19 protein-coding genes are annotated in these 24972 nt (G+C 44.4%); 3 read left to right on the top strand and 16 right to left on the bottom strand.

All coding sequences use genetic code 11. From position 1 onward, the window contains the following. Positions 1–648, top strand: a 648-nt coding sequence (locus ACFQ3S_RS05340; protein ID WP_377162005.1) for a pyridoxal-phosphate dependent enzyme, incomplete at its 5' end; no start/stop codon positions are given. A gap of 111 nt (positions 649–759) precedes the next feature. On the opposite strand, the gene ACFQ3S_RS05335 is transcribed toward ACFQ3S_RS05340, so the two are convergent. Continuing rightward, entirely contained in the window at positions 760–2091 is a 1332-nt protein-coding gene (locus ACFQ3S_RS05335) for a sigma-54-dependent transcriptional regulator (protein WP_377162003.1), read from the bottom strand. Between the two features lie 267 nt (positions 2092–2358). Then, on the bottom strand, positions 2359–2640 hold the full coding sequence (locus ACFQ3S_RS05330; RefSeq protein WP_377162001.1) for a hypothetical protein: 282 nt from the start codon (positions 2638–2640) through the stop codon (positions 2359–2361). A gap of 171 nt (positions 2641–2811) precedes the next feature. Here ACFQ3S_RS05330 and ACFQ3S_RS05325 point away from each other — a divergent pair, with 171 nt between their 5' ends. After that, entirely contained in the window at positions 2812–3789 is a 978-nt protein-coding gene (locus ACFQ3S_RS05325) for a DUF1028 domain-containing protein (protein ID WP_377161999.1), read from the top strand. Positions 3790–3870: 81 nt separating this feature from the next. Here the strand turns inward: ACFQ3S_RS05325 and ACFQ3S_RS05320 are convergent, their stop codons facing one another. The 7 genes from ACFQ3S_RS05320 to rhaT form a co-directional block, all read right to left on the bottom strand. Continuing rightward, entirely contained in the window at positions 3871–4464 is a 594-nt protein-coding gene (locus ACFQ3S_RS05320; RefSeq protein WP_377161998.1) for a LutC/YkgG family protein, read from the bottom strand. A gap of 111 nt (positions 4465–4575) precedes the next feature. Further along, on the bottom strand, positions 4576–6003 hold the full coding sequence (locus ACFQ3S_RS05315) for a lactate utilization protein B (RefSeq protein ID WP_377161996.1): 1428 nt from the start codon (positions 6001–6003) through the stop codon (positions 4576–4578). A gap of 52 nt (positions 6004–6055) precedes the next feature. Next, the gene (locus ACFQ3S_RS05310) at positions 6056–6799 is read right to left on the bottom strand and encodes a (Fe-S)-binding protein (protein WP_377161994.1); all 744 of its coding nucleotides are present in this window, start codon (positions 6797–6799) and stop codon (positions 6056–6058) included. Next, positions 6796–8190 (bottom strand): FGGY-family carbohydrate kinase, encoded by a 1395-nt coding sequence (locus ACFQ3S_RS05305; protein WP_377161992.1) that lies wholly within the window; start codon positions 8188–8190, stop codon positions 6796–6798. The genes ACFQ3S_RS05310 and ACFQ3S_RS05305 overlap by 4 nt, the downstream gene beginning before the upstream one ends. A gap of 2 nt (positions 8191–8192) precedes the next feature. After that, on the bottom strand, positions 8193–9467 hold the full coding sequence (locus ACFQ3S_RS05300; protein WP_377161990.1) for a TIM barrel protein: 1275 nt from the start codon (positions 9465–9467) through the stop codon (positions 8193–8195). A gap of 130 nt (positions 9468–9597) precedes the next feature. Beyond that, positions 9598–11718 carry a bifunctional aldolase/short-chain dehydrogenase gene (locus tag ACFQ3S_RS05295; RefSeq protein WP_377161988.1) on the bottom strand — a complete coding sequence of 707 codons (2121 nt, stop codon included), beginning with the start codon at positions 11716–11718 and terminating at the stop codon, positions 9598–9600. A 31-nt stretch (positions 11719–11749) separates the two neighbouring features. Next, positions 11750–12829 carry an L-rhamnose/proton symporter RhaT gene (gene rhaT, locus ACFQ3S_RS05290; protein WP_377161986.1) on the bottom strand — a complete coding sequence of 360 codons (1080 nt, stop codon included), beginning with the start codon at positions 12827–12829 and terminating at the stop codon, positions 11750–11752. A gap of 357 nt (positions 12830–13186) precedes the next feature. On the opposite strand from rhaT, the gene ACFQ3S_RS05285 reads away from it, so the two are divergent. After that, positions 13187–14221: a GntR family transcriptional regulator gene (locus tag ACFQ3S_RS05285; protein ID WP_377161984.1), complete on the top strand. Its 1035-nt coding sequence runs from the start codon at positions 13187–13189 to the stop codon at positions 14219–14221. Between the two features lie 36 nt (positions 14222–14257). Here ACFQ3S_RS05285 and ACFQ3S_RS05280 read toward each other — a convergent pair whose 3' ends face one another. The 7 genes from ACFQ3S_RS05280 to ACFQ3S_RS05250 form a co-directional block, all read right to left on the bottom strand. Then, positions 14258–15682 (bottom strand): arabinose isomerase, encoded by a 1425-nt coding sequence (locus tag ACFQ3S_RS05280; protein ID WP_377161982.1) that lies wholly within the window; start codon positions 15680–15682, stop codon positions 14258–14260. 563 nt (positions 15683–16245) lie between these two features. Further along, the gene (locus ACFQ3S_RS05275) at positions 16246–17262 is read right to left on the bottom strand and encodes a zinc-binding alcohol dehydrogenase family protein (protein WP_377161981.1); all 1017 of its coding nucleotides are present in this window, start codon (positions 17260–17262) and stop codon (positions 16246–16248) included. 3 nt (positions 17263–17265) lie between these two features. Next, positions 17266–18102: an amidohydrolase family protein gene (locus ACFQ3S_RS05270; protein ID WP_377161979.1), complete on the bottom strand. Its 837-nt coding sequence runs from the start codon at positions 18100–18102 to the stop codon at positions 17266–17268. A 134-nt stretch (positions 18103–18236) separates the two neighbouring features. Next, positions 18237–19850, bottom strand: coding sequence for a DUF6377 domain-containing protein (locus ACFQ3S_RS05265; protein WP_377161977.1), 1614 nt, complete (start codon positions 19848–19850; stop codon positions 18237–18239). A 156-nt stretch (positions 19851–20006) separates the two neighbouring features. Beyond that, entirely contained in the window at positions 20007–22469 is a 2463-nt protein-coding gene (locus ACFQ3S_RS05260; RefSeq protein ID WP_377161975.1) for a glycoside hydrolase family 31 protein, read from the bottom strand. 63 nt (positions 22470–22532) lie between these two features. Then, positions 22533–23288, bottom strand: coding sequence for a SusE domain-containing protein (locus tag ACFQ3S_RS05255; protein ID WP_377161973.1), 756 nt, complete (start codon positions 23286–23288; stop codon positions 22533–22535). A 51-nt stretch (positions 23289–23339) separates the two neighbouring features. Then, positions 23340–24953 (bottom strand): RagB/SusD family nutrient uptake outer membrane protein, encoded by a 1614-nt coding sequence (locus ACFQ3S_RS05250; RefSeq protein WP_377161971.1) that lies wholly within the window; start codon positions 24951–24953, stop codon positions 23340–23342. Positions 24954–24972: the final 19 nt, after the last annotated feature.

Raw genomic sequence — 24972 nt, 5'->3', positions numbered from 1 at the left:
AACATTACCTTGATTGGTGTAGAGCCCGAAGGGGCGCAATCTATGGTGGAAGCTATACGCAGGGGCCAACCTTACACCCTGTCGCAAATTAACCGTTTTGTTGATGGGGCGGCGGTTAAGCGGGTGGGCCAATTTACTTACAAATTGTGTAGTGAGGTACTGGATGAAATGCTATCGGTACCCGAAGGTAAGGTTTGTACCACTATCCTTAAACTATATAACGAGGATGCCATTGTGGTGGAACCTGCTGGTGCATTATCGATAGCGGTATTAGACCTGTGTAAAGAGCAGATTAAAGGCAAAAAGGTAGTTTGCGTAATTAGCGGCGGCAATAACGACATCGACCGTATGGGCGAGATTAAGGAGCAATCGTTATTATACGAAGGCTTAAAGCACTACTTCATCGTTCGTTTCCCACAACGCCCGGGGGCATTAAAACTTTTTGTGAACCATGTATTAGGCCCGCATGATGATATTACCCGTTTTGAGTTTATCAAAAAAACCGAGCGTGAACGCGGCCCGGCCCTGGTAGGCATCGAACTTAAATTGGCCGAAGATTACCCTGCCCTAATGCAACGTATGGAGGCGCACCGTTTTGATGTGATAGAGATTAACAGAGACCAGACTTTGTTTGAATACCTGGTGTAGGCTTGTTGTTGGTAAGTTAAAACTATATAAAGAAACATCCGTACAGCGGCACTTTGCATGAACTAATGCGAGGTTGATCAAAGGCTATCTTTAAAGCGGATATATTACCAATCAGTTCATCTTATACTCGTCTAACTTGCGGTACAGGGTGGTTAAACCAATGCCCAATAAACGGGCTGTTTCCGTTTTGTTACCATGGGTATGGGCCAGTACTTTATGAATGTGCTGGCGCTCAACAGTTTCGAGGTCCATAGAGTTACTGTTGGTACTTGGGTAATTAAATTCGAGGGGTAGCAGGTTGGGGGTTAGGATATCCGTATCGGCCAGGATCACCACACGCTCCATTATATTTTTGAGTTCGCGGATGTTACCCTTCCATTGGTGACGTTTAAGAACAGGTAAAAAATCGTCGGAAAATTTAACAGAAGGCTTGCCTGTTTTAGCGGCAAAATCTTTAAGGTAATATTTAGCCAGCAGTTCAATGTCGTTACTGCGTTCATTAAGCGAGGGAAGATAGATGGTAAATACCGATAAACGATAAAACAGGTCTGACCGGAACCGGCCGGCTTCGGCCTCCTTTTGCAAATCGCGGTTGGTGGCGGCCAATATACGTACATTTACTCTGGTGGTTTGGGTATCTCCTACCTTAATAAAGGTTTTGCTCTCGAGTACGCGTAGCAGCTTGGCCTGCAATTCGAGGCTAACCTCCCCTATCTCATCTAAAAACACCGTACCGTGGTGTGCCTCTTCCAGTAGGCCTTTCTTGTCTTTTAATGCCCCGGTAAAAGCACCGGCCTTATAGCCAAACAGTTCGCTTTCCAGCAATTCGGCCGTAAAGCTACTGCAATTGATAGCCACAAACGGCATCAGCCTGCGTTGGCTTTCGTAATGTATGGCCGATGCAAACACCTCCTTGCCTGTGCCGGTTTCACCTAATAACAAAACGGTGGTATCGGTAGCGGATACCTTGCGTGCCAGCGATACGGCATCTGTTATAGGCTTGGATGTACCTATGATTTGTGCAAAACTATACTTATTGTGTACTTTCTTTTCCAGTTCGTGTACGCGGAGCTGCAACTGTGCTTTATTTAAAGCCTGGTATATCAGCGGAATAATCTTTTCGTTATCGTCGCCTTTGGTAATGTAGTTAAAGGCACCGTTTTGTATGGCTTTTACCCCATCGGCAATAGTACCATAAGCGGTAAGGTTAATAACCTCCACATACGGTTTTTTCGATTTAATTTCTTTAACTAAGTCTACCCCGTTTACATCGGGTAATTTCACATCGCTAATTACCACCAATATCTCTTCCTGCATGAGCAGCTTTAACCCTTCTTTGCCTGTTGCTGCCTGCATTACCCGGAAACCCTCCAGTTCAATGATGCGGGAGAGCAAGCCGCTCAACTTTTTTTCGTCATCGATAATGAGTATAGTGGATTGCATTTGCCGTGAGTTTTACTGCCGCAAATGTAATATTAAGAAAGGAATAAGTGGCAACTGCCCTATACCTCTCCATAGAAATCGCTTTTAAGATTTTTATTTCCCTCCTGAGAAAGAAAGGACTGAACTGTACGTAGGCGGGGGTATTATAAATTAATTTATACGCCAACCATAGCCTGTAAAAGAAACATACGCACACCTCTCTTGAGAGGAGAACAGCACATCTCCCAATTTTTAAGAATCTTTTCCCCTGTGTGCCTCCAACCTGTATTACAGGTCTACCTTGAAATTAATATGCTTAGGTGATGTGCTACTACTTTTTTTGTTATACCCTGCAAGCAACAGGTACACTTTACATTTGGCCGAATATTCCATATCCGATTTTGAAATATGGGTAGTAAGCACACTGTAGTAATCATCTGTTTTTTGTACCCTGAAATCGTTTCCTGGATTGACCACATCATAAAGCATAACATAGTTTTCAACCATTGCGGCTTTATAACTCATGGATATAGCATAGGCTACAAAAAGTTTTAGGGGTTCTGTATCCATAAGTATTTATTAATGGGTTAAATGGCTGGCAAGGATACAAGATATGAAATTTTTTAGTGTTTCATATCTCTACTAAACTTTACAACCCGTAATTTATCGTTAAAACAGCTCAATGCCTTCATCGCGAAAAAATATTTTCAGCTTCCCGTTTTTACTCGTTAAATTAACTGCATGAAAATAGCTACTTACCTGTTATTGTTTTTGAGTACACCGGCCATAGCGCAGGTTTTTAAAACGCGCGAACCACTGGCCCATACGTTTTCTGTAGTGGCGCGTGACCCGGCTACCGGGCAAATGGCTGCCGCCGTACAAAGCCACTGGTTTAGCGTAGGCACTTCGGTTATATGGGGAAAATCGGGCGTGGGCGTAGTGGCTACGCAATCGTTCGTTAATAAATCATACGGACCATTGGGTTTGCAATTGATGCAAGCTGGAAAAACGCCGCAGCAGGCTTTAACCGAACTTACGCAAAAAGATGACGGCCGCGATGTAAGGCAGGTAGCCTTTTTAAATACCAAAGGCCAGAGCGCCGTACATACCGGCAGCAAATGTATTGCCTACGCTACCGATAGGCATGGCGTAAACTACTCGGTACAATCAAACATGAGGCTGACCGATAAGGTTTGCCAGGCTATGGAAAAAACTTTTTTAGCTAACGCCAAACTGCCACTGGCCGAACGGGTGGTAGCTTGCTTACAAGCGGCACAGGCTGCAGGTGGCGATATACGCGGGCGGCAATCGGCGGCATTGATCGTGGTATCGGGCACGTTGGCCAAAGAAAGCTGGAACGATAAATTGATTGATCTTAGGGTGGATGACAGCCCAAACCCCATTAACGAACTGGCCCGCCTGCTGAAACTGCAACGCGCTTATGAGCACATGAACAATGGTGATTTGCAAGTAGAAAAAGGGAACATGCCTAAAGCCATGGCCGAATATACCGCTGCCGAAAAAATGTTTCCTGCCAATTTAGAAATGCAGTACTGGCATGCCATAACGCTGGCTAACAATAAAGGAGTGAAAGAAGCTTCGGTGATCTTAAAACGCATTTACGCCAAAGATGCCAACTGGCGTGAGCTAACCCGCAGGCTGCCTAAGGTGGGCCAGTTAACCGTTACTGCCGAAGAATTGAAAATGTTGCTATTATAGATAGAGAATAAGCATTGCCTGCAGAGCCACCGGTTAAAACCATGTTTCCAATCTGCGGCTCTGCAGGCAACACTTTAATACTTAATCGTTCAGCACAAACACCGTCATACTTCGTGGCCCGTGCGCACCCAATACCAGCGACTGCTCAATATCGGCCGTTTTACTCGGGCCTGCAATAAAGGCACCCCAACCGTATTCGTTACCGCCTATGCGGGTGTAGGCCTTATGCATGGTGGGTACTATATTTTTTGCACTTACCACTGCGGCTAAATGCTGACATATAAAGGGTACGGCACGATGGCCTACCAGGTCTTGCGTGATCCATATCGCACCGTTTTCGGCCACGGCAAAGTGGGCGTAAATAATGGCCAGCTCCACATCGGCCAGGTGATGGGCAGCAGGATTAATTTCATAAGCTGCCGTAGCAATGTCTTCCAGTTCGGGCACCAAGCTCAGTACGCGTTTCTCCAACGAGTTATAGCTGTTTTTGATGATCGACTTGATTTCTTCCATACTGTTCACCCGGTACATCTTGCCGCCAATAGCGGTTAGCACGGCTTCGTACTGCCCCAGCGCATCTTCATGCTCTATTTCCTGAAAGGGTGCAATATCCGGTAACGGCATCAAATCGGGCTGGTTTTGCTTTACGGCTGCTAATATTTTTTCTCTGCTCATTTTAAATGAGTGAATGGTTGATTGAGTGAATGAGTGAGTAGTTATTCCAATAATATATTGGTCTATACTCTTGATTCTATATTCTTGACTCTAACTCTTGTTTCTTGTCTCTTACTTCTTGTTTCTATTTTTACTGTACCACTCGCCAAATGATTGTTCGGGCGATGAGGGCATATCGCGGTTCTTGAACCAGGGGTTAAGTTTGTTATTTACAGCGAAAGGCGCGTACTTAATAGTTAGCCTGCCCATTTTACCGGCAGCATGGTACAAGGTAGGCGATGCCAGCGTGGTAGCCATTACCTGCATGGCTACTTTCTTAGCTGTTGGCGCATAACCTTCTTTAACCAGTACCTGGCGCCATTTATACAACTGATCATGAATATCGATCTTTACCGGGCATACGTTTGAGCATGAACCACATAAGGTTGATGCGAACGGCAGATCGGCATACTTACGCATATCGAAGTTTGGCGCCAATATAGAACCTATAGGCCCCGCTACAGCGGTATGATAGCTGTGACCACCACTGCGGCGATAAACCGGGCAGGTATTCATACAGGCACCACAACGGATGCATTTTAACGAGTTGCGGAAATCCTCTCTGCCTAATTGTATGCTTCTGCCATTATCTACCATAACGAGGTGCATTTGTTGGCCTTCGCGTGGTTTTTTGAAGTGACTGCTATAGGTGGTAATTGGCTGGCCGGTAGCACTACGGGTTAACAAACGTAAAAAAATACCCAAATGCTCACGCTTAGGAAGCAGTTTTTCGATACCCATGCTCGCGATGTGTACATCGGCCAAATGAGCGCCCATATCGGCGTTACCTTCGTTGGTGCATACCACAAACTCGCCGGTATCGGCAATGGCGAAATTAACACCCGTTAAAGCTACTTTACGGGTCAAAAAAGTCTCCCTCAAACTTCCCCGGGCGGTTTCGGTTAAAAACTGCGGATCAGACATGTTAGACGGTGTTCCTAAATACATGTGGAACAAATCGCCTATTTCTTCCTTTTTTTTGTGGATGCAGGGCAGCACAATATGGCTTGGCGCTTCGCCGGCCAGTTGTACAATACGCTCACCCAAATCCGAATCAATCACTTCTATACCGTGGGTAGCCAGGTAATCGTTCAAATGGCACTCCTCGGTAAGCATGCTTTTGCTTTTCACCATCTGGGTCACCTCGTTCTCTACCAGTAACCGGTGAACAATCTCATTATGCTCCTGGGCATCGGCTGCCCAGTGTACGGTAATGCCGTTAGCTTTTGCAGTAGCTTCAAACTGCTGCAAATAGTTATTCAGATCGCTTAATACATTATGCTTGATGTTGGATGCCGCTTCACGCAGGGCTTCCCACTCAGGCAACTGGTGAACGCTCTTATCGCGCTTGGCACGAATCCACCAAAGCGTTTCGTCGTGCCAGTCTACCCGGTCTTCGTCCCGGTTAAATATATCGGCCAATTCGGCGTGTGATGCTGCGGCCCCCCCGCCCCCTGAAGGGGGAGTAGAAGTACCGTTGCTTTTTGTGGCTTTTTCCATATTTCTATCCTTAACACTATCTCATTCAACTTCTGTTCTCCCCTTCAGGGGGTTAGGGGGCAACATTTGCATTCAATATTTCTGCAATGTGCAGCACTTTTACTTTACTGCCCTGGCGTTTTAAAATGCCTTCCATGTGCATGAGGCAGCTCATATCGGCCCCGGTAATGTACTCGGCACCGTGTTTCAGGTGATCGGCTACGCGGTCTTTACCCATTTTGGCCGACACGGCTTCTTCGGCAACGCAAAAGGTACCACCAAAGCCGCAGCATTCATCCTTACGGTCCAGTTCTACCAGTTCCAGGTCTTTAACCATATTGAGTAACGAGCCCGGTTTAGAGAAGCTGGGTTCCACCAATTCGGTCATTGAGCTTAAATGTAAACCTCGTTGCCCGTGGCAGCTTTGGTGTACACCCACTTTATGCGGAAAACGCGCCGGCAAGCTTTCTACCTTTAAAATATCGGTTAAAAATGAGGTCAATTCCCAAACCTGGTGCGCTATTGCTTTAGCCAGTTCGGGCTGCTTATCATCATACAAATGATCGCGGATGTGCAGCACGCAACTACCCGATGGCGATACAATATAATCGAAGCCCGAAAAATTATCAATGAATAACCGGTTACAGCCACCCGTTAAATGCTCAAACCCCGAATTAGCCATAGGCTGGCCGCAACAGGTTTGATTGGGCGGATACACCACATTTACGCCCAGTTTTTCTAATAGTTGCAGCGTAGCTATGGCAGCCCCGGGATAAAACTGGTCAACATAACATGGTATAAATAGTCCTACAGTCATATATGTACAGTATTCGATGCTGTTTTATAACGTTTAAGTTGAATTAAATTATTAGGTAAAGCTTTATTATTCCACGATTTATGTATAGCCAGCGCAGTGCCTACAGCAGTAGCTTGTGCAACAGAAGCCGCCCATACTTTAACATCAGGAAACAGATCGGCCAGCAAGCTCATAAAAATTTCGTTCTTGCCAAAGCCACCGTCCACATAAATATCTTTCACATCAGTTCCCTGTAGCACCAGTTGCGTGGTTTGGTATTGTAACGAAGCCAGATCAAGCATGAGTTGATGGTATGCTTCGGTATCGGTTGCAAAAGCGGCCAGATCTCTATTACAGAAACCCGATGTTATCAAACCTGTAACATCTTTAGCGGTACTTGCAGGGGGCTGTTCGGCCTTTAGCTTGGTAATAACTTCCGGCTGATAACGCATGGTACGGTATTTGGCTGCACTTTGCTTAAAATATGCCGATATGCGCTTAACCTCCTGCTCGTGCTCGTTACCCGAAAATACGCGCGATGCCTTTACCGGTTTACCCTGGTATTGGAGGTAAGCCAGGCAGTCTTTACTTAGTTCTTCGGGTGTTAAGGGCTGGTTATTAAACGGGTTTAAACTTATGCACCACGTACCGGTAGATAACAGCACAAACGGTTCGGTAAAACTTACCAGGTATGGTATAAGTGCCGCCGAACTATCGTGCAAACCAATACCAACCGCGCAGCTTTTACCTTCAATGATCATAGCTAAAGCCTGATTTGAGGGAAATATGGGAGCCAGCTTTTTGCGGAGATGTTCTGCTTTAACCCAAGTATGATAGTCTTGCTGGTTAAAATCCCAAAGCTGGGTATGGCAGCCAATACTAGTAATATCAGAATATGCCGCTCCCGATACCAGCAAACTTAAATATTGCGGCAGGTGCAAGGCATACTTAACCTGCTTAAACAAGTCGGGCTTTTGATGTTTAATATGGTACAACTGCATTCCTGAATTGAGGTTACCCAATACCGGCGATGCTGTTTCGGCAGCTATGGTTTCGGGTGAACCGTATTCCTGGTAAAACTGCTTGCTTATTTCTTCGGGATATGCCTTGAGGTAATTATACAGGGGTGCCAACGGCTCGCCCTGCTCGTTAATATATACCAGGCTTGCCCCGTACGATGAAAAGTTTATAGCCTTGATCTCAAATTGAGGGAGCCGGTAAATTTCATGCAGGGAGTCGAAAACAGACAACTGCAAACTCTCCAGGTTTTCACAGGCATCGCCGTCCTCATCTAACGTTTCAATAAACCTTGCCGACTTTTCGTAAACGATGTTATAGTCCTCATCCAGCAAAAATAATTTTTTGTTGGTTTTGCCTACATCAAATACTGCTATTACGGGTGTTTTGGCCATGCTTATAATCCTGTGGCTACAGTTTTTTCGCCACGTTCGCTAATTAAATTTTTACGTACATCAAGGCTACGGTAAGCAGCCAGCGGGTTAAGCGCACCACCGGTTCTTAAACGGGCTTCGGCCACTAACGGGCGTACATCGGTACGGTATGCTTCCTGTAAAATTTCCTGTGCTTTAGCTACATCGTTTGACAATTGTGCTTCTCTCAAAGCAACTGTATCAACAATAAGGGCTTGTGCATAAGCGATCTTGATAGCCTCAACCGATTGGATCAGGTCTTCGATAGGGTCTTTTACATTGTGCGATGCATCGATCATCCAACCCAGGTCTTTAGAGTGGGTCATGCCACGAGCATCCATACCTTCAACCAGTTCGTTAAAAATCAGGAATAATTGATATGGGTTAATGCTGCCTACAGTTAAATCGTCATCACCGTATTTTGAATCATTAAAGTGGAAACCGGCCAGTTTGCCTTCCATTAATAATAACGAAACAATTTGCTCGATGTTAGTATTAGGCAAGTGGTGACCTAAATCAACCAATGTAGAAGCTTTTGAACCTAATTTATTGGCTAATAATAAGGATTGACCCCAATCGCCAATGGTGGTTGAATAGAAATTCGGCTCGTAGGGTTTGTACTCTACCCAAACTTTCCAGTCATCAGGCAGGGCCTCATAAATTTCCTGCAAGCTTTCTAACGTGTTTTGAAACGCATTGCGGAAATTTAGCTGCCCTGGGAAATTAGAACCATCGGCCAGCCAAACAGAAAGCGCATTTGAACCTAATTCGATACCGTATTTAATTACTTCGATGTTGTGGTCAACTGCCTGTTTGCGTACTGCTTTATCAACATGGTGTAACGAACCGTATTTGTAGCTATGCGCCTGATCTTTTTGATCCTGAAAAGTATTAGAATTTACGGCATCGAAACGTAAACCGTTTTGTGCCGCCAAAGCTTTAATAGCATCAGCGTTTGATGGGATATCCCATGGAATGTGCAACGAAATAGAATCGCTCGATTTATTTAAAGCATGGATAACGCCTACGTCTTCGATCTTTTCTTCCAAACTGCGCGGCTCACCACCGCCCGAAAAACGACCGAAACGTGTACCACCGGTTCCTAATGCCCAGCTTGGTATGGTAATGTTAAAAGCACCCAGCTTTTGCATTACTTCATCCAGGTTGTTAATATCGGCAGCTACATAATCAAATTTGCTTTGATGTTTGTCGCTCAACTGATGGTTGGCTTCATCAATTTTATATTTCTCTATTTGCATAACAGTTATAATTGGTAGCCCCTGCCAACCCTCCCCGGGAGGGAGGGCTTTAGGAGCTTGGTTTAATTTTTCATACACTGTGCCATAAAAAGTCCTCCCTCCCGGGGAGGATTCAAGAGGGGCTTGGGCTTTATCTTACAAAACCGGCAGCAACACCACCGTCAACGTTGATAACGTTACCTGTTGATTTACCCAGCAAGCCACCGGTTAAGGCAAAGCAAGCGTTGGCAATATCAATTGGTAAAATAATTTCGTTTAATAAAGTACGTTTAGCGTAATAAGCAGGCAGCTCTGCTACGGTAACGCCGTAAGCTTTAGCACGGCCCTCGGCCCATCCGCCAGCCCATATATTGCTATCGCTGATTACGGCATCGGGGTTAACTACGTTCACACGGATCTTATCAGGTCCTAATTCGGCAGCATTTAAACGGCTTAAATGTAATTGTGCAGCTTTAGCACTACCGTAACCGGCATTGTTTGGTCCGCTTACTAAGGCGTTCTTGCTTACAATATTTATTACATCGCCACCAATGGCTTGTTTTTTCATTACCGCAACGGCAGCCTGGGTAACAAAGAACTGGCCTTTTACCAATACGTCGTACAACAGGTCCCAATCCTTTTCGGTATGGTCGCCAATGGTTTTAGAGATAGATAAACCTGCGTTGTTCACAATTAAATCAACACCACCAAAGTTTAAAGCGGCAACATCCATTGCACCTTGAATTTGATCGGCACTGGTTACATCCATTACCGCGGTAGCGTATGAATCTTTACCATACAGGCCTTTAAATTCTTCGCCGGTAGCTTCTAAACGCTCAGCGTTCATATCGTTCAAAATAACAACGGCACCTTCTTCCACAAACTTTTTAGCAATTGCTTTACCAATACCACCGGCACTACCGGTAATTAAGGCAATACGACCGCTTAAAGCTTTAGGCTTAGGCATACGTTGTAATTTAGCTTCTTCCAACAACCAATACTCAATATCAAAAGCTTCCTGGCGTGGTAACGAAGTGTACTCAGAGATAGCCTCGGCGCCTTTCATTACGTTAATGGCGTTGGTATAAAACTCGGCAGCAACACGGGTAGTTTGCTTGTCTTTAGAGAAGCTGAACATACCTACACCCGGGAACAAAATGATCACCGGATTAGTATCGCGGATGGCCGGGCTGTTATCGTGCTTACAAGTGTTATAATAATCGGTATACATTTGGCGGTAAGCCTCAAATGCAGGAGCCAGTTTAGTTTTCAGGCCTTCCACATCGCTCAAATCGGCATCAGGGGCCAAATCTAAAACCAACGGACTAATTTTGGTGCGCAGGAAGTGATCGGGGCAGCTGGTACCCATGGGGGCCAAACGCTCTAAATCATTCGAATTGATGTATTCTAATACACGTGCATCATCGGTAAAATGGCCGATCATGTTGCGCTCGCTTGAGCAAAATCCACGCAGTATAGGCGCTAAAGCAACGGCTTGTTTTTTACGGCCGGCTTCATCTAAACTTTGTATTTTTTGACCGCCAAATACAGGGCCTTTTTTACCATAACTTTGCTCTAAGTACTCAGCGCATTTTTCAATTACTTCTAAGGTATTGATATAGCTTTCGTAAGCGGTATCGCCCCAGGTAAATAAACCGTGTGAGCCTAACATAATACCACGAATGCCCGGACTGGCATCTAAACAGGCTTTTAATTGTAAGCCTAATTCAAAGCCTGGTTTTTTCCATTCCACCCAGCCAATAGTACCGCCAAATAACTCTTCGGTTATTTGTTTACCGTCTTTAGCTGCTGCAATGGCAATAGCTGCATCGGGGTGCAGGTGATCTATATGAGCGAATGGTAAAAAGCCGTGTAAAGGCGTATCAATAGATGGCGCTTTGGAAGCCAGGTCGTAAATGCTGTGGTTAAACAGCTCCACCATCTCGTCTTCAAACTCCACACCACGGTAAACATTTTTTAAGCTCCGTAAGCGGTCAACATACAAAGCAGCAAGGCCGCTTTTTTTCAGGGTGCCTATATCGCCACCCGAACCTTTGATCCACATTACTTCCACTTCCTGACCGGTAAGCGGGTCTTTTTGCATTAATTTACAAGAAGTGTTGCCACCTCCGTAGTTGGTTAAGCGTAAATCGGCACCTAACAGGTTAGAGCGGTATATTAACAGGGCTACCTCATCGCCGGCCAGTTCGGCTGCTTTGGCGTCATCCCATAAATAGCTTACATGCTTAAATTCGGTTGTTTTAACAGACATATTGAGTTTAATAAATACTTATCTTAAATTATTATTTTAATGAATTACCATATCCTACAATGAGTACCGAAAGTATAATGGTAGCAATACCGGCTATTACTGTTCCAAATGCTTTGCGGCTTACGCCTTTCCACTCTTTTAAAACCAGCCCCCAAATGTTGGCTATCAGTATAATAAAGGCCATGTGCAGTATCCATGAACTTGGGCCATTTCCTAAACGGCTTTCGCCCATACCGTAGAAGAAAAATTGCAGGAACCAGGTGGTACCGGCCAGTGCCGAAAACAGGTAGTTAGCCAGCAACGGCGTTTTTTTATCGGTATAATTACCAAACGTTTTGTTACGCGCGTTGAGTATCATGCAATAAATAAGGTTGGTAGTTAAACCGCCCCAAAGAATGACGATGTAAGTTACGTTGTTTTGATACAGGAAATTACCCTGATCCGGGTTAGCCGCCATCCAAATATTGTTTGCGGTTTGGGCCATGGTATGACCGGCCTCTATACCAAAGTTAAAGCATGCGCTCAGCACACCCGATACAATGGCCAGGGTAATACCCAGGCCAAATTTGTAATCTGAATTATTACCGGCTACTTCTTGGTCTTTAGAGAGTTCACGCTCTTTCATTACGCCGGCTTTACCACAAATAACTATGCCAATAACGCAAACTAAAATACCCAAAAGCACCATTTGCCCCCAATGGGTGTTCATTAAAGTGGAGATGGTATCTTTATTAGGCTCGGGATTAAATTCATAATAAATGGACGGTATTAGCGACCCGAAAATAGAGCATAAACCCAAAATGATGGAACTGCCCAGGGCCACGCCTAAATAACGTACACCCAGGCCGTAGGTTAAACCGCCTATACCCCATAGTACACCAAATATAAAGGTTAACTGTAATATGCTGCCGGTAGTGTTTTTAATAATATCGGTAAAATTAGGGATAGTTAACCATGCGGCCAGCGGCGGTACAATTAACCAGGAGAAAATTCCTCCCACTATCCAGAAACTTTCCCAGGCCCAGCCTTTTACTTTTTTGTAAGGAATGTAGAAGCTGCCCGATGCAAAACCTCCGATAAAGTGAAATAAAACTCCTAAAATTGCCTGCATTAGATAATATAATTTTATAATTGGTGATAGCGAAATTAGAAAAGCTGGGTAACACAGCTATCATGCACTGTCATGGTTAAACAAATTTGTTTTTATAAATATAAACCCGTTACAATCGATATAAATATACTTTGTAGGCGCATTAAAGACAACACATGCGGTTATATCATATTAAATTATACAACGCAAATAGGTAAGAGAGCACAGGTTGTAATGCATTTTACATTTTTTAAGCTATCTTCATAATTAGTGCAGCGCTGTAGCTAAGTGTTTACACCGCAAATAAATCGTTGGTTGAATAAATATTATCCTAATTTTATTTTTTTAGCCACTACGTTATTAACCAATTAATACGCAATGAAACCTATTTCTTTTTTAGAGTATATTGAGATTGATTATTACTCTTCTACTCCTAAGTACTTACAATTGGCTAACTCCATTGCAAAGGCCGTGCGCGACGGCCGGCTGAACCGCAACGATACCTTACCCTCTATTAACGAACTCAACTACAATTTTGAAATCTCGCGCGATACGGCCGAAAAGGCTTATAAACATTTAAAATCAATAGGTATATTAGGTTCGGTACCGGGTAAGGGATATTATATTAAAAGTATAGAAACTCCGCAACGCTTTAAGGTATTCCTGTTATTTAACAAACTGAGCACGCACAAAAAAATTATATATGATGCCATAGTTTCCGGGCTGGATAACCAGGCAGCCATTGACTTCTACATTTACAATAACGACTTTTCGTTGTTTAAGAAAATGCTGGAAAACACTAACGACGATTATACCCATTATGTGATCATCAGTCATTTTTTAGATGGCGGTGGCGAAACGTCTCATGAGATCCTGAACAAGATCCCCAAGGATAAGCTGATACTGCTGGATAAGATGGTAAAAGGTATTGAGGGCGAGTACTCGGCAGTTTATGAGAACTTTGAACAGGACATATTTCACGCTTTGGAGCAAGCCCTGGCACCCTTGAGTAAATACCACACCATTAAAATCGCGTTTCCCGAACACACTTATCACTCTACCGAAATTTTAAAAGGCTTTTATAGTTTTTGTACCCAGTATGCCTTTAATTATAAAGTAGTTCATGATATACAGAATGAACCCCTGCACAGCGGCGAAGTTTATATTACCCTGATGGAGAACGATGTAGTAGTTTTAATAGAACGCCTGCTGCAAACCAATTACAAAATTGGCGAAGAGATTGGCATAATATCTTACAATGAAACCCCGCTTAAAAAGATTATTTTGAACGGATTGACCACTATATCTACTGATTTTCAAAAAATGGGTGAGATTGTAGCGCAAATGATCATTAACAACCAACACAAACACATCGAAAACCCTTTTTACCTTACTTTGCGCGCCTCCTTATAACAGCATATCTTTATTATCGAACTTTACCTCCGTTGCTTAACATACCTGTACCACATCCATATTTAACAACTGCCCTAACTTTTGCAGTTTAGAACTAATATGGCCTACCCCTACCGCACAGTGGTGTGCCGGGCCGTAACTGTTCCAGTTGTTTACAAACTTACGGGCACCAATGCTGAATTTATACCTGCTGTTGGTATTACCAATCTCTAATATAGGCCCGGCTACCGATTGGCCTTCGGCTACCAGCAGCATTAAACCTTTGCCCGGTTGCTCTACTACCGATAGCAGCGTTACCGGTCCGTTCTTTACCGACATTTCTACCGATAAACCGCGCCCAACCTTACCATGATATACTTTTAAAGGTCTTACTTTTGTTTTACCTTCGGCAATAGCAATATGCCCCGGGCCATCGTGCCCCATCAGTACCACATCGGCTGCAAAATCCATAGCATAATATTCGGTAAAAGAACCGCCAGCACCAAAGCTATCCATAATTTTCATGGCCTGAGCGTTTTTAATTTCATACTCCCCGGCCACCGGTATGCCACGTGCCGTTAGCAAAGAGTTTCCTAAGATGATAGAGCTGATGGTGTCTTCATTATCAAAATTACCGGTACCTTTATAAAAGTAAGCCATTGAACCAAGCTTGTAGGTTTCCACCAGCTTATCTAATGCTACCGAAGTACGGGCCGCGCGTTGTAATTCTTCTTCCGAGCAATCATCCTGTACATCAAATTTATGTTTAAAATCCGCTACGCGTGTCGCAATTTCCTCATGGGTTATGTTTTTGCGCAGGTAGGCCAGTTCATCTACTTCCAGCAGCTCAATATGGCCGCCAAATGTGGCATATTGCTGGGTAAGATCTGAGTAAATATCAAGCATACCGCTATAGTAATGCCCCATGGCACCCATGCGGTTATAAGCCATGATGTTGGCTACTTTGGCTGCTTCTACCCATTCGGTCACCTCGTCCCAGCACTCCGGGTCATTGTGCAGCATACCGGTTATCTGGTGAAACTTAATACCGGTACGGTTAAATACGTTTGCTATTTCGGGTACCGGGCAAGCCGAGCAGTAGGCCAACCATTCACCCGTCATTTTGGTGCGGTTGGCAATTTGGTTAAAGCTGGTATAATCAATTGCAGCTTCAGGCGCCAGGTTCAATATAATTACCGGAACCTTGGCCCGCTGTACTACCGGCAACACGGTTGATGACAGGGCGTAAGTAGTCACATATAAAAAGATCAGGTCCACATCTTCTTTACGGAACTTGCTTCCGGCCTCAAAAGCTTTTTCAGCATTATCTATCAGGCCAAGGTTCACTACCTCGGGGTGAATGGCGGCTATATTACCCTCAACTACCGATAAATAGCCCTCCAGGCGTTCTTTTAAACCTTCAAACTGTTCCCAGTAAGCATCTAAACCTATACCGAATAATCCTATTTTTAGCGTAGCCATAATATTAGTTCTTTTTGCTTTAAATGGTGGCAGAGCCACCTGTTTCAATTTACTTTTCCTGTTTTATAGCACCCATAGTGGTACACACACCCTTCAGCATCACCGTTGCATTGAGCCGGGTAGGCCATGCAAATATGAATGTGCAAAACGGCAAAACGCGCTTGCCTTATATTTTATAGCTTGTGCCAAAATAAAACATTACCTACACATCACCAATTTTTTGCAGATATAGGTCTTCTGTAGGATGAATGTGTTCTTTATTATCTTTTTGATTGGTCTATTGTATGTATAGGCTTATCGAAGACTTTTCACGTGGATGTTTCGACAGGCTCAACATGACAAGGTTTGTATTCAGTGCGTTTTAATATTGGTTAGTGGTAATAAACTTATCTCATCTGCTCTTGGCCGCAGATGCCAGCATGTGCTCCCCAGCTTTCGCCCGAAGCTGGAAGGCGACGAAGAAAGCAAACAGAAGCAGTTGCTTCGCAACAGCTTCTGTTTCATATTAGCTTTTGTCCTACTAACTCCCTCCCCTTCGGGGAGGGCGGGGTGGGGTTTGGGGCTTATTCATTCACAATCATGGCCTTAATCACCTGTGTTTTAGGGTCGAGCCAACTTTCAAAATTACCGATCACCTCGTTAAAATTCACCCGGTGTGTAATATAGGTTTTAGGATCTACCAGGCCTTGTTTCATACAGGCTACCACATGTTCAAAATCCTGACGGGTGGCGTTGCGGCTGCTCATCAGGGTCGATTCGCGTTTGTGAAACTCGGGGTGGTTAAAACTGAAAGCTTCCTTTTGCAACCCTATCAGTACATAACGCCCACCGTGTGCCAGGTAATCTATCCCGCCATTAATGGCTTTTAAGTTGCCGGTAGCATCTATCACTACCGATGCCATATCGCCGTTGGTAATGGCCTGTAGTTGCTCAACGGCGTTTCCATCCAGTGGATTAATGGTGTGCCGAATACCTAATTTGTTGCGGCAAAAGGCCAAACGGTCGTTGCTTACATCCATAGCAATTACGTTACCACCGGCAATACGGGCAAATTCAATAGTGCCTAAGCCAATAGGTCCGGCACCTATCACCAATACATAATCGCCGGGGTCTATTCCTGCGCGGCGGATACCGTGTGCACCAATGGCCAGCGGCTCTACCAACGCCAGCTCATCATAAGTTAAGCCCTCGCCATGTACCAGCGAGTAAGATGGCACCTGCAGGTAATCTGCCATTCCGCCATCGGCATGAACGCCGCATACCTGTATTTTAGCGCAGCAGTTGGGCTTACCTGTGCGGCAGGCTACGCATTCGCCACAATTAAAATACGGAATAAAGGTTACCGCTTCGCCTACCTCAAAACCGGGTGCGCCGTCAACCTCTGCCAATTCGCCCGATAGCTCGTGCCCTAAAACCCGTGGATAGCTAAAGAACGGCTGTGTGCCGCGAAAGGCATGCAGATCGGTACCGCAAACGCCGATGCGCTTAATTTTAATTATGGCATGATCGGTCTTCAACACCGGTGTACCGGCTTGGCCATAAGCAAAGCTGCCCGGTGTGGTACATGTTAAAATATTCATTTATTATACTTCCAAATTATAAAACCTGATGGCATTGCCACCCCAAAACATCATTTTTTCCTGATCGGTTAAATGAGCCACATAATGCCTCACCATTTTAATAACCCGGTTATAACCGCCGGCTACCATACACACCGGCCAGTCAGACCCAAACATTAGCCTTTCAATGCCAAAAGCATCAAAAACCACATCCATGTAGGGTTTAAAATCTTCTTCTTCCCATGCATACCAGTGCGCCTCGGTAACCATACCCGATACTTTGCAGTACACGTTAGGGTTTTTAGCAACCTCGCGGATATTCTTTTCCCATTCGGTAACCTCTTTATTTTTCATATCGGGTTTGGCAATATGATCTATTACAAACGCCTGGCCGGGAAACATTTCAGCTAACTCGGCAGCATACGCCAACTGATCGGGGAAGATCAGCACATCATAGGTAAAACCATATTTATTCAACAAGGAAATGCCACGGGTAAATTCCTTATTCAGCATCATATCGCGCTGCGGCTCGCCTTGCAGCACATGCCTAAACCCTACCATTTTGTCGTGCTTGCTGTAGTATTTCAGGTGCTCTTCCACATCATCGGCCTGCAAATTAACCCACCCTACTATGCCTTTAATAAAGGGGTTGGTGGCGGCCAGGTCTAACAAAAACTGGTTCTCCTTTTCGGTTTGACTGGCTTGTACGGCAATACACCCTTCAATATGGTTATGCATGAGAATATGCATCAGATCCTGCGGCAAAAAATCACGGCGGATCACTTCCATATCCTCGGTTATCCAACTATCTCTAACCGGGTCAAATTTCCAGAAATGCTGGTGGGCATCAATTTTAAGCATGGTAATTCAAGTGGTTTATATAAAATACAATATAAAGCTGCATAGCTCCACATTTATTAATAAATATACGATTTAAAAATTGCGGATGCTAAATAGCAGAAAGCTTAAACTATCCTGTACCGGCACGGTACAATTTACTCCTTTACACTATCTACCGCTTCAATAGCCATAATTCGCTGGTCAAATTCATCGCCATGAATCAGGGCTTTAGCTTTAATACGCATTTTATAAACGTAAATGGTTTTTTCCGAATATTCGAGAATATTGGCAATGGCCTCGGTATCGGTAATGCCCAGGCGTACCAGGGCAAAAATGCGCAGATCGGTGGTCAGCACTTCGTGTTCCTTAGGCCATATCTGGTCCTTTTCGTTAAAAAGAGAATTAAAGGCCGTTATGAAATTAGGGAAAATTTTCAGAAACACGTGGTCGAAGGTATAAAACAGGTCTTCGCGCTCCTTTTTAATATTGATCTTATTAATGATGATCTGAATATCCTCATACTTTTTGATAGACAACTTGGTATCGATAGAGTGTTTCAGCTTTTCGAGCTTTAAAATATAACCCGATATAGCGTTAAAGAAGTAGCCTATGTAATCTTCCTTTATCCGGGCATCTTCCAGCAGTTTTATGTTGATGCTTTCCAGTTCGGTATTCTTATCTTCAATGATCTTTTCTTTAGCCTGTACTTTTCGGAGTTGTTTGAACAGGATGAACGTGAACAGAATAACAAGCAAAGCAACAACGGTAATACCCATGAGGTACATCATAGAACGGGTGCGGGCACTTTCGGAGGCCATCAGTTCCTGCGCGGCTACAATAGGCAATACGGTGCTTATTTGAAATTGCCGCTGGCGGGCGCCGTAAAATTCGGCATCGGCCATGGCCTGCTGTATAAAAGTATAAGCATTTTTAGAGTCGCCGTTTTTGTAGAGCTGCTGCGCCAGCCAAAACATAGCCACCGTTTCTTTGGTAGACGACTGGATATCGCCGATGGCGGCTTGAATGAGCAGATCTATACTCTGGGGTTGGCGGCCTGTCATAATATACACATCGCTCAGGGTGGAGGCCACAATAGCGTATTGGTGACGGGTTAACTTGTGTTTGTAAAGCAGATCGGTAAAAATGGTCTCGGCCTGTTGATATTGCTTGTTCTTTTCCAGTTTATATCCGGTAAGGTATAGCTTATCGTAAGAGCCCTGCTTGCTCATGGCAATGGCCGAATCGATATACCGGTTGGCTACCGTGTTATAGCGGGGCGAATAATTGCGGTCGTTATTAAATTGGGCCAGGTCGTAATTGGCGCGGGTTAGTATAGAATAATATTCAAACCGCGAGGTATCGTTTAAATAGCGGGCATCTATCCCCTTCAGGTTGTCGAACGTTTCTTTAAACATACCCGATGACAGCAGAATGAAAGCGGTTTTTATTTTGCTGTAATTTTGTTTCGGCTTATCGTTCAACAAAATACCTAATTGCTGCATTTTACCGGCATACACCGCTGCCGAATCATACTGGTAAGACCGGTACTGATCATATATGAGGCTGCAAAGCTGATACTGCCTTGCCTTATTTTGTGCAGAGGTACGGTTAAGGTCTTTTTTGATCTGTTTTAATGCGGCTTCTTTTTGCTGATCATAGTTAGGTTTCCGGCTTATTTCGGTTTTGAGTTGTGCTAACAGATCTTCTGTTCCGCAAAAAGCACCAACCGTACACAACATTAACCATAAAACACAAAAAAAACTCTTCATACCAGGTTTATAACGCCTGCAAAAGTACATGTATTATTGCATAGTTAAAACGGGCATGGCCGACTAATATCGGGCAGCCGTGAGGCAAACATCAGCCTACAAAAAAGCCCTCATGCAATTAAGCATAAGGGCTGGCTAATAGCAATATAATAGTATTTAATAGTTTAAAGTGAACGCATTGCTGCTGTTATCAACCATTATGCTTTGCACATTGCGGCCTTCGGGCGCGTTAATGAACCCTTGCGGCTCGAAACGGGAGATAGGCGCAAGAAAGTTGTAAAACTCTGAGGCTGATTTTACCGCTTTGTTATTCACCTTCATGCTCAGGTTATTAAAGCCATGCAGCAACAATTTAACATGCTTAAACTTAGAGGTGGCGCTGCCTTCGGCTTTGGCAAAGGTGATCTGCTTTTTAACGGCATCGTAACTAATGGTGCGTTTATAAAAAGTGCCGTTTTCATAGTTGTAGCTTTCGCCATCATCCTCGTAATACACAAAACTGTTGTTGCGGTTACCTTTATAAATATGTACCGTAAGCGTATCGGTAGGTTTTTGCGCCGTGGTTTGCACCAGCGACTGCATAGGGATGATACTGCTTTCCTTTACATAAACCGGTAGTTTGTTCAGCGTTACCGGGATGATCTTTTCCTGCTTGCCAGCTATTACCTCGTCGGTGTACAGATCGTACCAGTTACCTTCGGGGAAATATACGTTACCATAAGTATCGGCACCGGTAAAAGGCGCTATCATAAATCCGTTACCAAACTCATACTGGTTTTGAAACTTGGTGCTGTACACTTTTTCATCGTGTGTGTAGTTGATAGCCAGCGAGCGTACTATTGGCTTACCATTTTGTGTAGCTTCGTAAAAAGACGAGTACAGATAAGGCATTAGCTGGTAACGCAGGTTTACATAGTTGCGCACAATTTCCAGCACTTCCTCGCCAAAAGCCCATGGCTCGGCCGATTTGGTATTTACCCCAGTATGGTTACGGAAATACGGGCTAAAAGCACCTACTTGCATCCAACGTGCATATAACGGTACGGTTGGATTACCGGTAAAGCCGCCAACATCCATACCGGTGAACGGCACGCCGCTTAAACCTAAACTGCTCAGCAAGCGAATGCCTAACAGCATGTGATCGTCTTCGGCACGGTTATCACCGGTCCAAATGGCGGTATAGCGTTGTAAACCTGAATAACCCGCACGGGTTAATATGAACGGACGTTTGTTAAGCGCCTTGCGGAAACCTTCGTAACTGGCTCGTGCCATTTGCAGTGCATATACGTTATGTGCTTGTAAGTGTGACACCCGTTTGCCTTCAAAATCAAACAGTACATTGTCGGGCATTTTTTGTCCCCAGGTCGATATTTCGTTCATATCGTTCCAGATACCGTTTACACCCACATCGGCATATTTTTTTATCTCCTGCTGCCACCAGGCGCGACCTGCCGGATTAGTAAAATCGGGAAAGTGGCACCAGCCAGGCCATACCTCACCAGTATAGTTGGTGCTGTCGGCGTATTTGATAAATACATTGTTCTTGAGTCCGCTTTCATAAACATCATAACCCTTCTCAGTTTTAATGCCCGGGTCAACAATCAGCGTGAGCTTAAAGCCCATACCCTCTAACTTGCTGTTCATTTTAGCCGGATCGGGGAAACGCTGTTTGTCCCAGGTAAACACTTTGTATTTATCCATGTAATGGATATCGAGTGTAATACCATCGGCCGGGATCTTCTTTTCGCGCAGGGTTTGTGCAATACGCATCACCTCTGTTTCGGGGTAGTAACTGTAGCGGTTTTGCTGGTATCCCAGGCTCCACAGCGGCGGCATTTTCATACGGCCGGTTAAGGCGGTGTAAGAAGTGATTACATCGGCCAGTTGCTTATGATAAATGAAATAATAGTTCATTTCGCCGCCACGGGCACCGAATGATGAAAAACGGTTGTTACTGGCACCAAAGTTAAAATCACTCTGGTAAGTATTATCCATGAAGATCCCGTAGGTCACCTCATGATGCACACCGATATAAAACGGAATAGTAGAATAAATGGGGTCCTGATCGGTGCGGTAACCGAACGTATCGGAGTTCCAGTTGGTATAACCTGCACCTTTGCGATCCATGTTACCGGTTTTTTCGCCCAGGCCTACAAAATGTTCGCCATCCTGCATGTGCTTGTACGTAGTAACCGATTCATTAACCCATGAGGTGTTCAAACCGGTTTCATCCTCGCTAATCACTTTACCATCTAAAGTATAAAAAGCCGTATGAAAAGGTTTTTTACCAATCACCAGCTTAACCGAATCGGTAACAATAGTTACTTCGTTTGCCGTTTGTGTGATGTTTGCTTTGGTGGTTTGTGGTTTGGCAATTACCGCGTACGAAAAATCTTCGCTCAGTTGCTGCTTATCCATACGTACCCGGATAACCGATGGTGTATAAACCGTAACTTCTATATGAGCCGTACCGGTATTCAGTTTCACCTGCTGACCGCTGATCTGTACATCGGTTACATTGCCTATGCTTTTAACCGCGTTGCTTTGCGCTAACGCCGGTTGCATACAGGCATAAGCTACCAGTAGACCGCTTAAAAGGTTTATGGTGTTTTTAATCATCTATATTTCTTGTTAAAGCATTAAGCCGGCTTGTTTGCCGGCTTACTATTTATTAAGATGTGTTTATTGTTTGGTTAGGGTGTAGCTAAGCGTGGTCATATCCACATGAATAGCGTAGGTTCCAGCGCTTGGTACGGTTAAATCTCCCCCGGTCAGGCTTAATTTACCACTACCGCCGTTGCCATAGGCAACATCCCAGTTCTTTTTGGTTGTAATTTTAAATGCCAGATTACCAGTAGTAAAAGTGATGTTACCGTCGTATATATTGTTGCTGGTAGGAGAAGCAAGTGACCCTACATTTGCTGCTGTTGGATCCCAGCCCTGGTAAGCACCCGGTACATAAAGATATGAAGTACGGGAGTATGGGGTAACTGTAAGCGTGATAACGTTCGAGTAAGCAGCATCAATATTTGCCGCTACCGACGATTTCATACGAACTTCTACCTGGGTAGATACGCCATCAACAAGCTTTAAATTATGTAACACGGTATTTAAGGCATCCTGGGTAAGTGTTACGCCGGTTACTGTAGCCGAAATTTCCTGGGGCACCACAAAATTGCTCCCCTTTTTACCAATTTGCAGGGTGTAAGTAACCGCAACGGATTTATAACCGGTTACCGGGGTAGCGGCAGATAAATTTAACGTAACGGCCGGGTTGGTTTCAGTTGCCAGCGAAAGTGGCGGCGTAGTGGTGGAAGCAGCTATAGTACCCGAATTACCTAAAGCGGCAGTAGTTTTAGTCTCGTCTTTTTTACACGAGGTAATCATAAGCAGCAATACGCCGCAGACTGCTATAAATGAAGTTAATATTTTTTTCATAACAAAATTATTTGAAGGCGCTGCCCGGTTTACCGGGCAGCGCTTGTATGATTAATAACCTGGGTTTTGAACTAAATTGCTGTTGTTAACAAGATCGGTATTAGGTATTGGGAACAGGTTGCGATACGCATCCACTCCTCTACCGTTTTGCACACCGCCTTTGTAAGGCCATAAGTAAGTGCTTGAGGTAAACAAACCGTAACGGATCAGATCGGTACGGCGGAAGCCTTCCCAGTATAACTCGCGGGTTCTTTCGTTTAATATATCTGTTAAGTTAACGCTGCTTAAGTTTCCTGTAGCGTTGCCATAAGCACGGGTACGTAGGGTGTTCACAGCGGCTAACGGTGTTATAGAACTACCGGTACCGCCACGTAACGCTGCTTCGGCACATATCAGGTACATTTCAGCTAAACGGAACAATGGAAAATCGGTTGAAGCGTAAACACCACCCGATGATGTATTGGTTGCGCTACCGTTAATAGCATAAGGTGTGCTACCATCTGAGTTAATGTTTTTAAACTTCACTACAGCTACCCCTTGGGTAAAATCATTAATGTTGGTTATATTAGTATTAGTACCAACGAACATGGCACGCTTATCGGCAGTAGTACTATAGTTGCCAAAAGTTAATGGCAGGTTACTGGTACTGCGGTTACCACCCCATCCACCGTTAGGCACACCGTATAAGGTAGGGTTCATACCCGCATTTAAAGATGCGTTAATGATATACGTAGTGGCACCATAATTTTGTGAATTGATACCGTCGTAGTTAATAGAAAGAATGGTTTCGGTATTACCTACATTGTTATCGGCCAAAAATAATTTGGCATAGCTTGATTGCAGCGTGTAACCCGAGTTAATAACTTTGTTAGCATAAGTAATGGCATCGGTATAACGGTTGGTACCTGCACCTAAATAAGTTTCGGCATTTAAATACATACGTGCCTGCAGGGCCCAGTCGGCAGCCTGATCGGCACGACCATATTCGTTTTGTTTTGGCGCAACCAGGGTAGTTTCAATAGCTTTCAATTCCGATTCAATGTAAGCGAATAGTTTAGCTCGGGTAATACGTTCGGGAATGTATTTACCAATAGGCGTAGTTTCGTCCACAAATGGCGGATTGCCGAATAAATCCATCAGCACCCAATACTGGTAAGCTCTTAAAAAACGAGCTTCGGCACGGTAGTTACGAATGTTAGTGGCATCGGTACCTGTAAAACCACGACTGGCAATAGCATCGTCAGATGATTCGCGTATAAAGGCGTTAGCTACGGTGATCTGGTAAAGTGAGCGGAAATATAATCCCCTCAAAATGCTATTGTTCGATCCCCAGCTTAAATTATGAAAATCGGGAACATCGGTATCGTTCCAGGCGCATACCGCTTCATCGGTCGACCATTCCTGAACACTCCAGTACAGGCGTAAAAAGTCGGAAGTACCGGCATCGATACCACCCAGATCTGAACTGGCCGAGCCGCCGCTACCGGTTAAGGCATAGGCGCTGTAAATTTTGGCCAGCGATTGTTTATAACCAGCAGGCGTACTGTAAACCTGGTCGGCCGTGGTAGCATTAGTTGGTGTAAGGTCTAATGATTTTTTGCAAGCGGTTAAGCTGGTGCTTATTATTACCGCTATGCCTATATATTTTAAAAAATTCTTTTTCATGTCTTCTCTAATCAAATAA

The sequence above is a fragment of the Mucilaginibacter terrae genome (assembly GCF_042679325.1).
In the GTDB taxonomy this organism is placed as follows: Bacteria; Bacteroidota; Bacteroidia; order Sphingobacteriales; family Sphingobacteriaceae; genus Mucilaginibacter; species Mucilaginibacter terrae.
Note: the sequence above shows the minus strand (reverse complement) of the source record. Positions and strands in the feature narration are given on the sequence as shown.

Excerpts from the sequence above, each read along its gene's own strand:
- ACFQ3S_RS05325 (WP_377161999.1), top strand. The coding sequence starts at position 2,812 with ATGAAAATAGCTACTTACCTGTTATTGTTTTTGAGTACACCGGCCATA.
- ACFQ3S_RS05265 (WP_377161977.1), bottom strand. The coding sequence starts at position 19,850 with ATGAAGAGTTTTTTTTGTGTTTTATGGTTAATGTTGTGTACGGTTGGT.
- ACFQ3S_RS05310 (WP_377161994.1), bottom strand. The coding sequence starts at position 6,799 with ATGACTGTAGGACTATTTATACCATGTTATGTTGACCAGTTTTATCCC.
- ACFQ3S_RS05275 (WP_377161981.1), bottom strand. The coding sequence starts at position 17,262 with ATGAATATTTTAACATGTACCACACCGGGCAGCTTTGCTTATGGCCAA.
- rhaT (WP_377161986.1), bottom strand. The coding sequence starts at position 12,829 with ATGCAGGCAATTTTAGGAGTTTTATTTCACTTTATCGGAGGTTTTGCA.
- ACFQ3S_RS05270 (WP_377161979.1), bottom strand. The coding sequence starts at position 18,102 with ATGCTTAAAATTGATGCCCACCAGCATTTCTGGAAATTTGACCCGGTT.
- ACFQ3S_RS05295 (WP_377161988.1), bottom strand. The coding sequence starts at position 11,718 with ATGTCTGTTAAAACAACCGAATTTAAGCATGTAAGCTATTTATGGGAT.
- ACFQ3S_RS05250 (WP_377161971.1), bottom strand. The coding sequence starts at position 24,953 with ATGAAAAAGAATTTTTTAAAATATATAGGCATAGCGGTAATAATAAGC.
- ACFQ3S_RS05305 (WP_377161992.1), bottom strand. The coding sequence starts at position 8,190 with ATGGCCAAAACACCCGTAATAGCAGTATTTGATGTAGGCAAAACCAAC.
- ACFQ3S_RS05280 (WP_377161982.1), bottom strand. The coding sequence starts at position 15,682 with ATGGCTACGCTAAAAATAGGATTATTCGGTATAGGTTTAGATGCTTAC.
- ACFQ3S_RS05330 (WP_377162001.1), bottom strand. The coding sequence starts at position 2,640 with ATGGATACAGAACCCCTAAAACTTTTTGTAGCCTATGCTATATCCATG.
- ACFQ3S_RS05300 (WP_377161990.1), bottom strand. The coding sequence starts at position 9,467 with ATGCAAATAGAGAAATATAAAATTGATGAAGCCAACCATCAGTTGAGC.
- ACFQ3S_RS05285 (WP_377161984.1), top strand. The coding sequence starts at position 13,187 with ATGAAACCTATTTCTTTTTTAGAGTATATTGAGATTGATTATTACTCT.
- ACFQ3S_RS05320 (WP_377161998.1), bottom strand. The coding sequence starts at position 4,464 with ATGAGCAGAGAAAAAATATTAGCAGCCGTAAAGCAAAACCAGCCCGAT.
- ACFQ3S_RS05255 (WP_377161973.1), bottom strand. The coding sequence starts at position 23,288 with ATGAAAAAAATATTAACTTCATTTATAGCAGTCTGCGGCGTATTGCTG.
- ACFQ3S_RS05335 (WP_377162003.1), bottom strand. The coding sequence starts at position 2,091 with ATGCAATCCACTATACTCATTATCGATGACGAAAAAAAGTTGAGCGGC.
- ACFQ3S_RS05260 (WP_377161975.1), bottom strand. The coding sequence starts at position 22,469 with ATGATTAAAAACACCATAAACCTTTTAAGCGGTCTACTGGTAGCTTAT.
- ACFQ3S_RS05315 (WP_377161996.1), bottom strand. The coding sequence starts at position 6,003 with ATGGAAAAAGCCACAAAAAGCAACGGTACTTCTACTCCCCCTTCAGGG.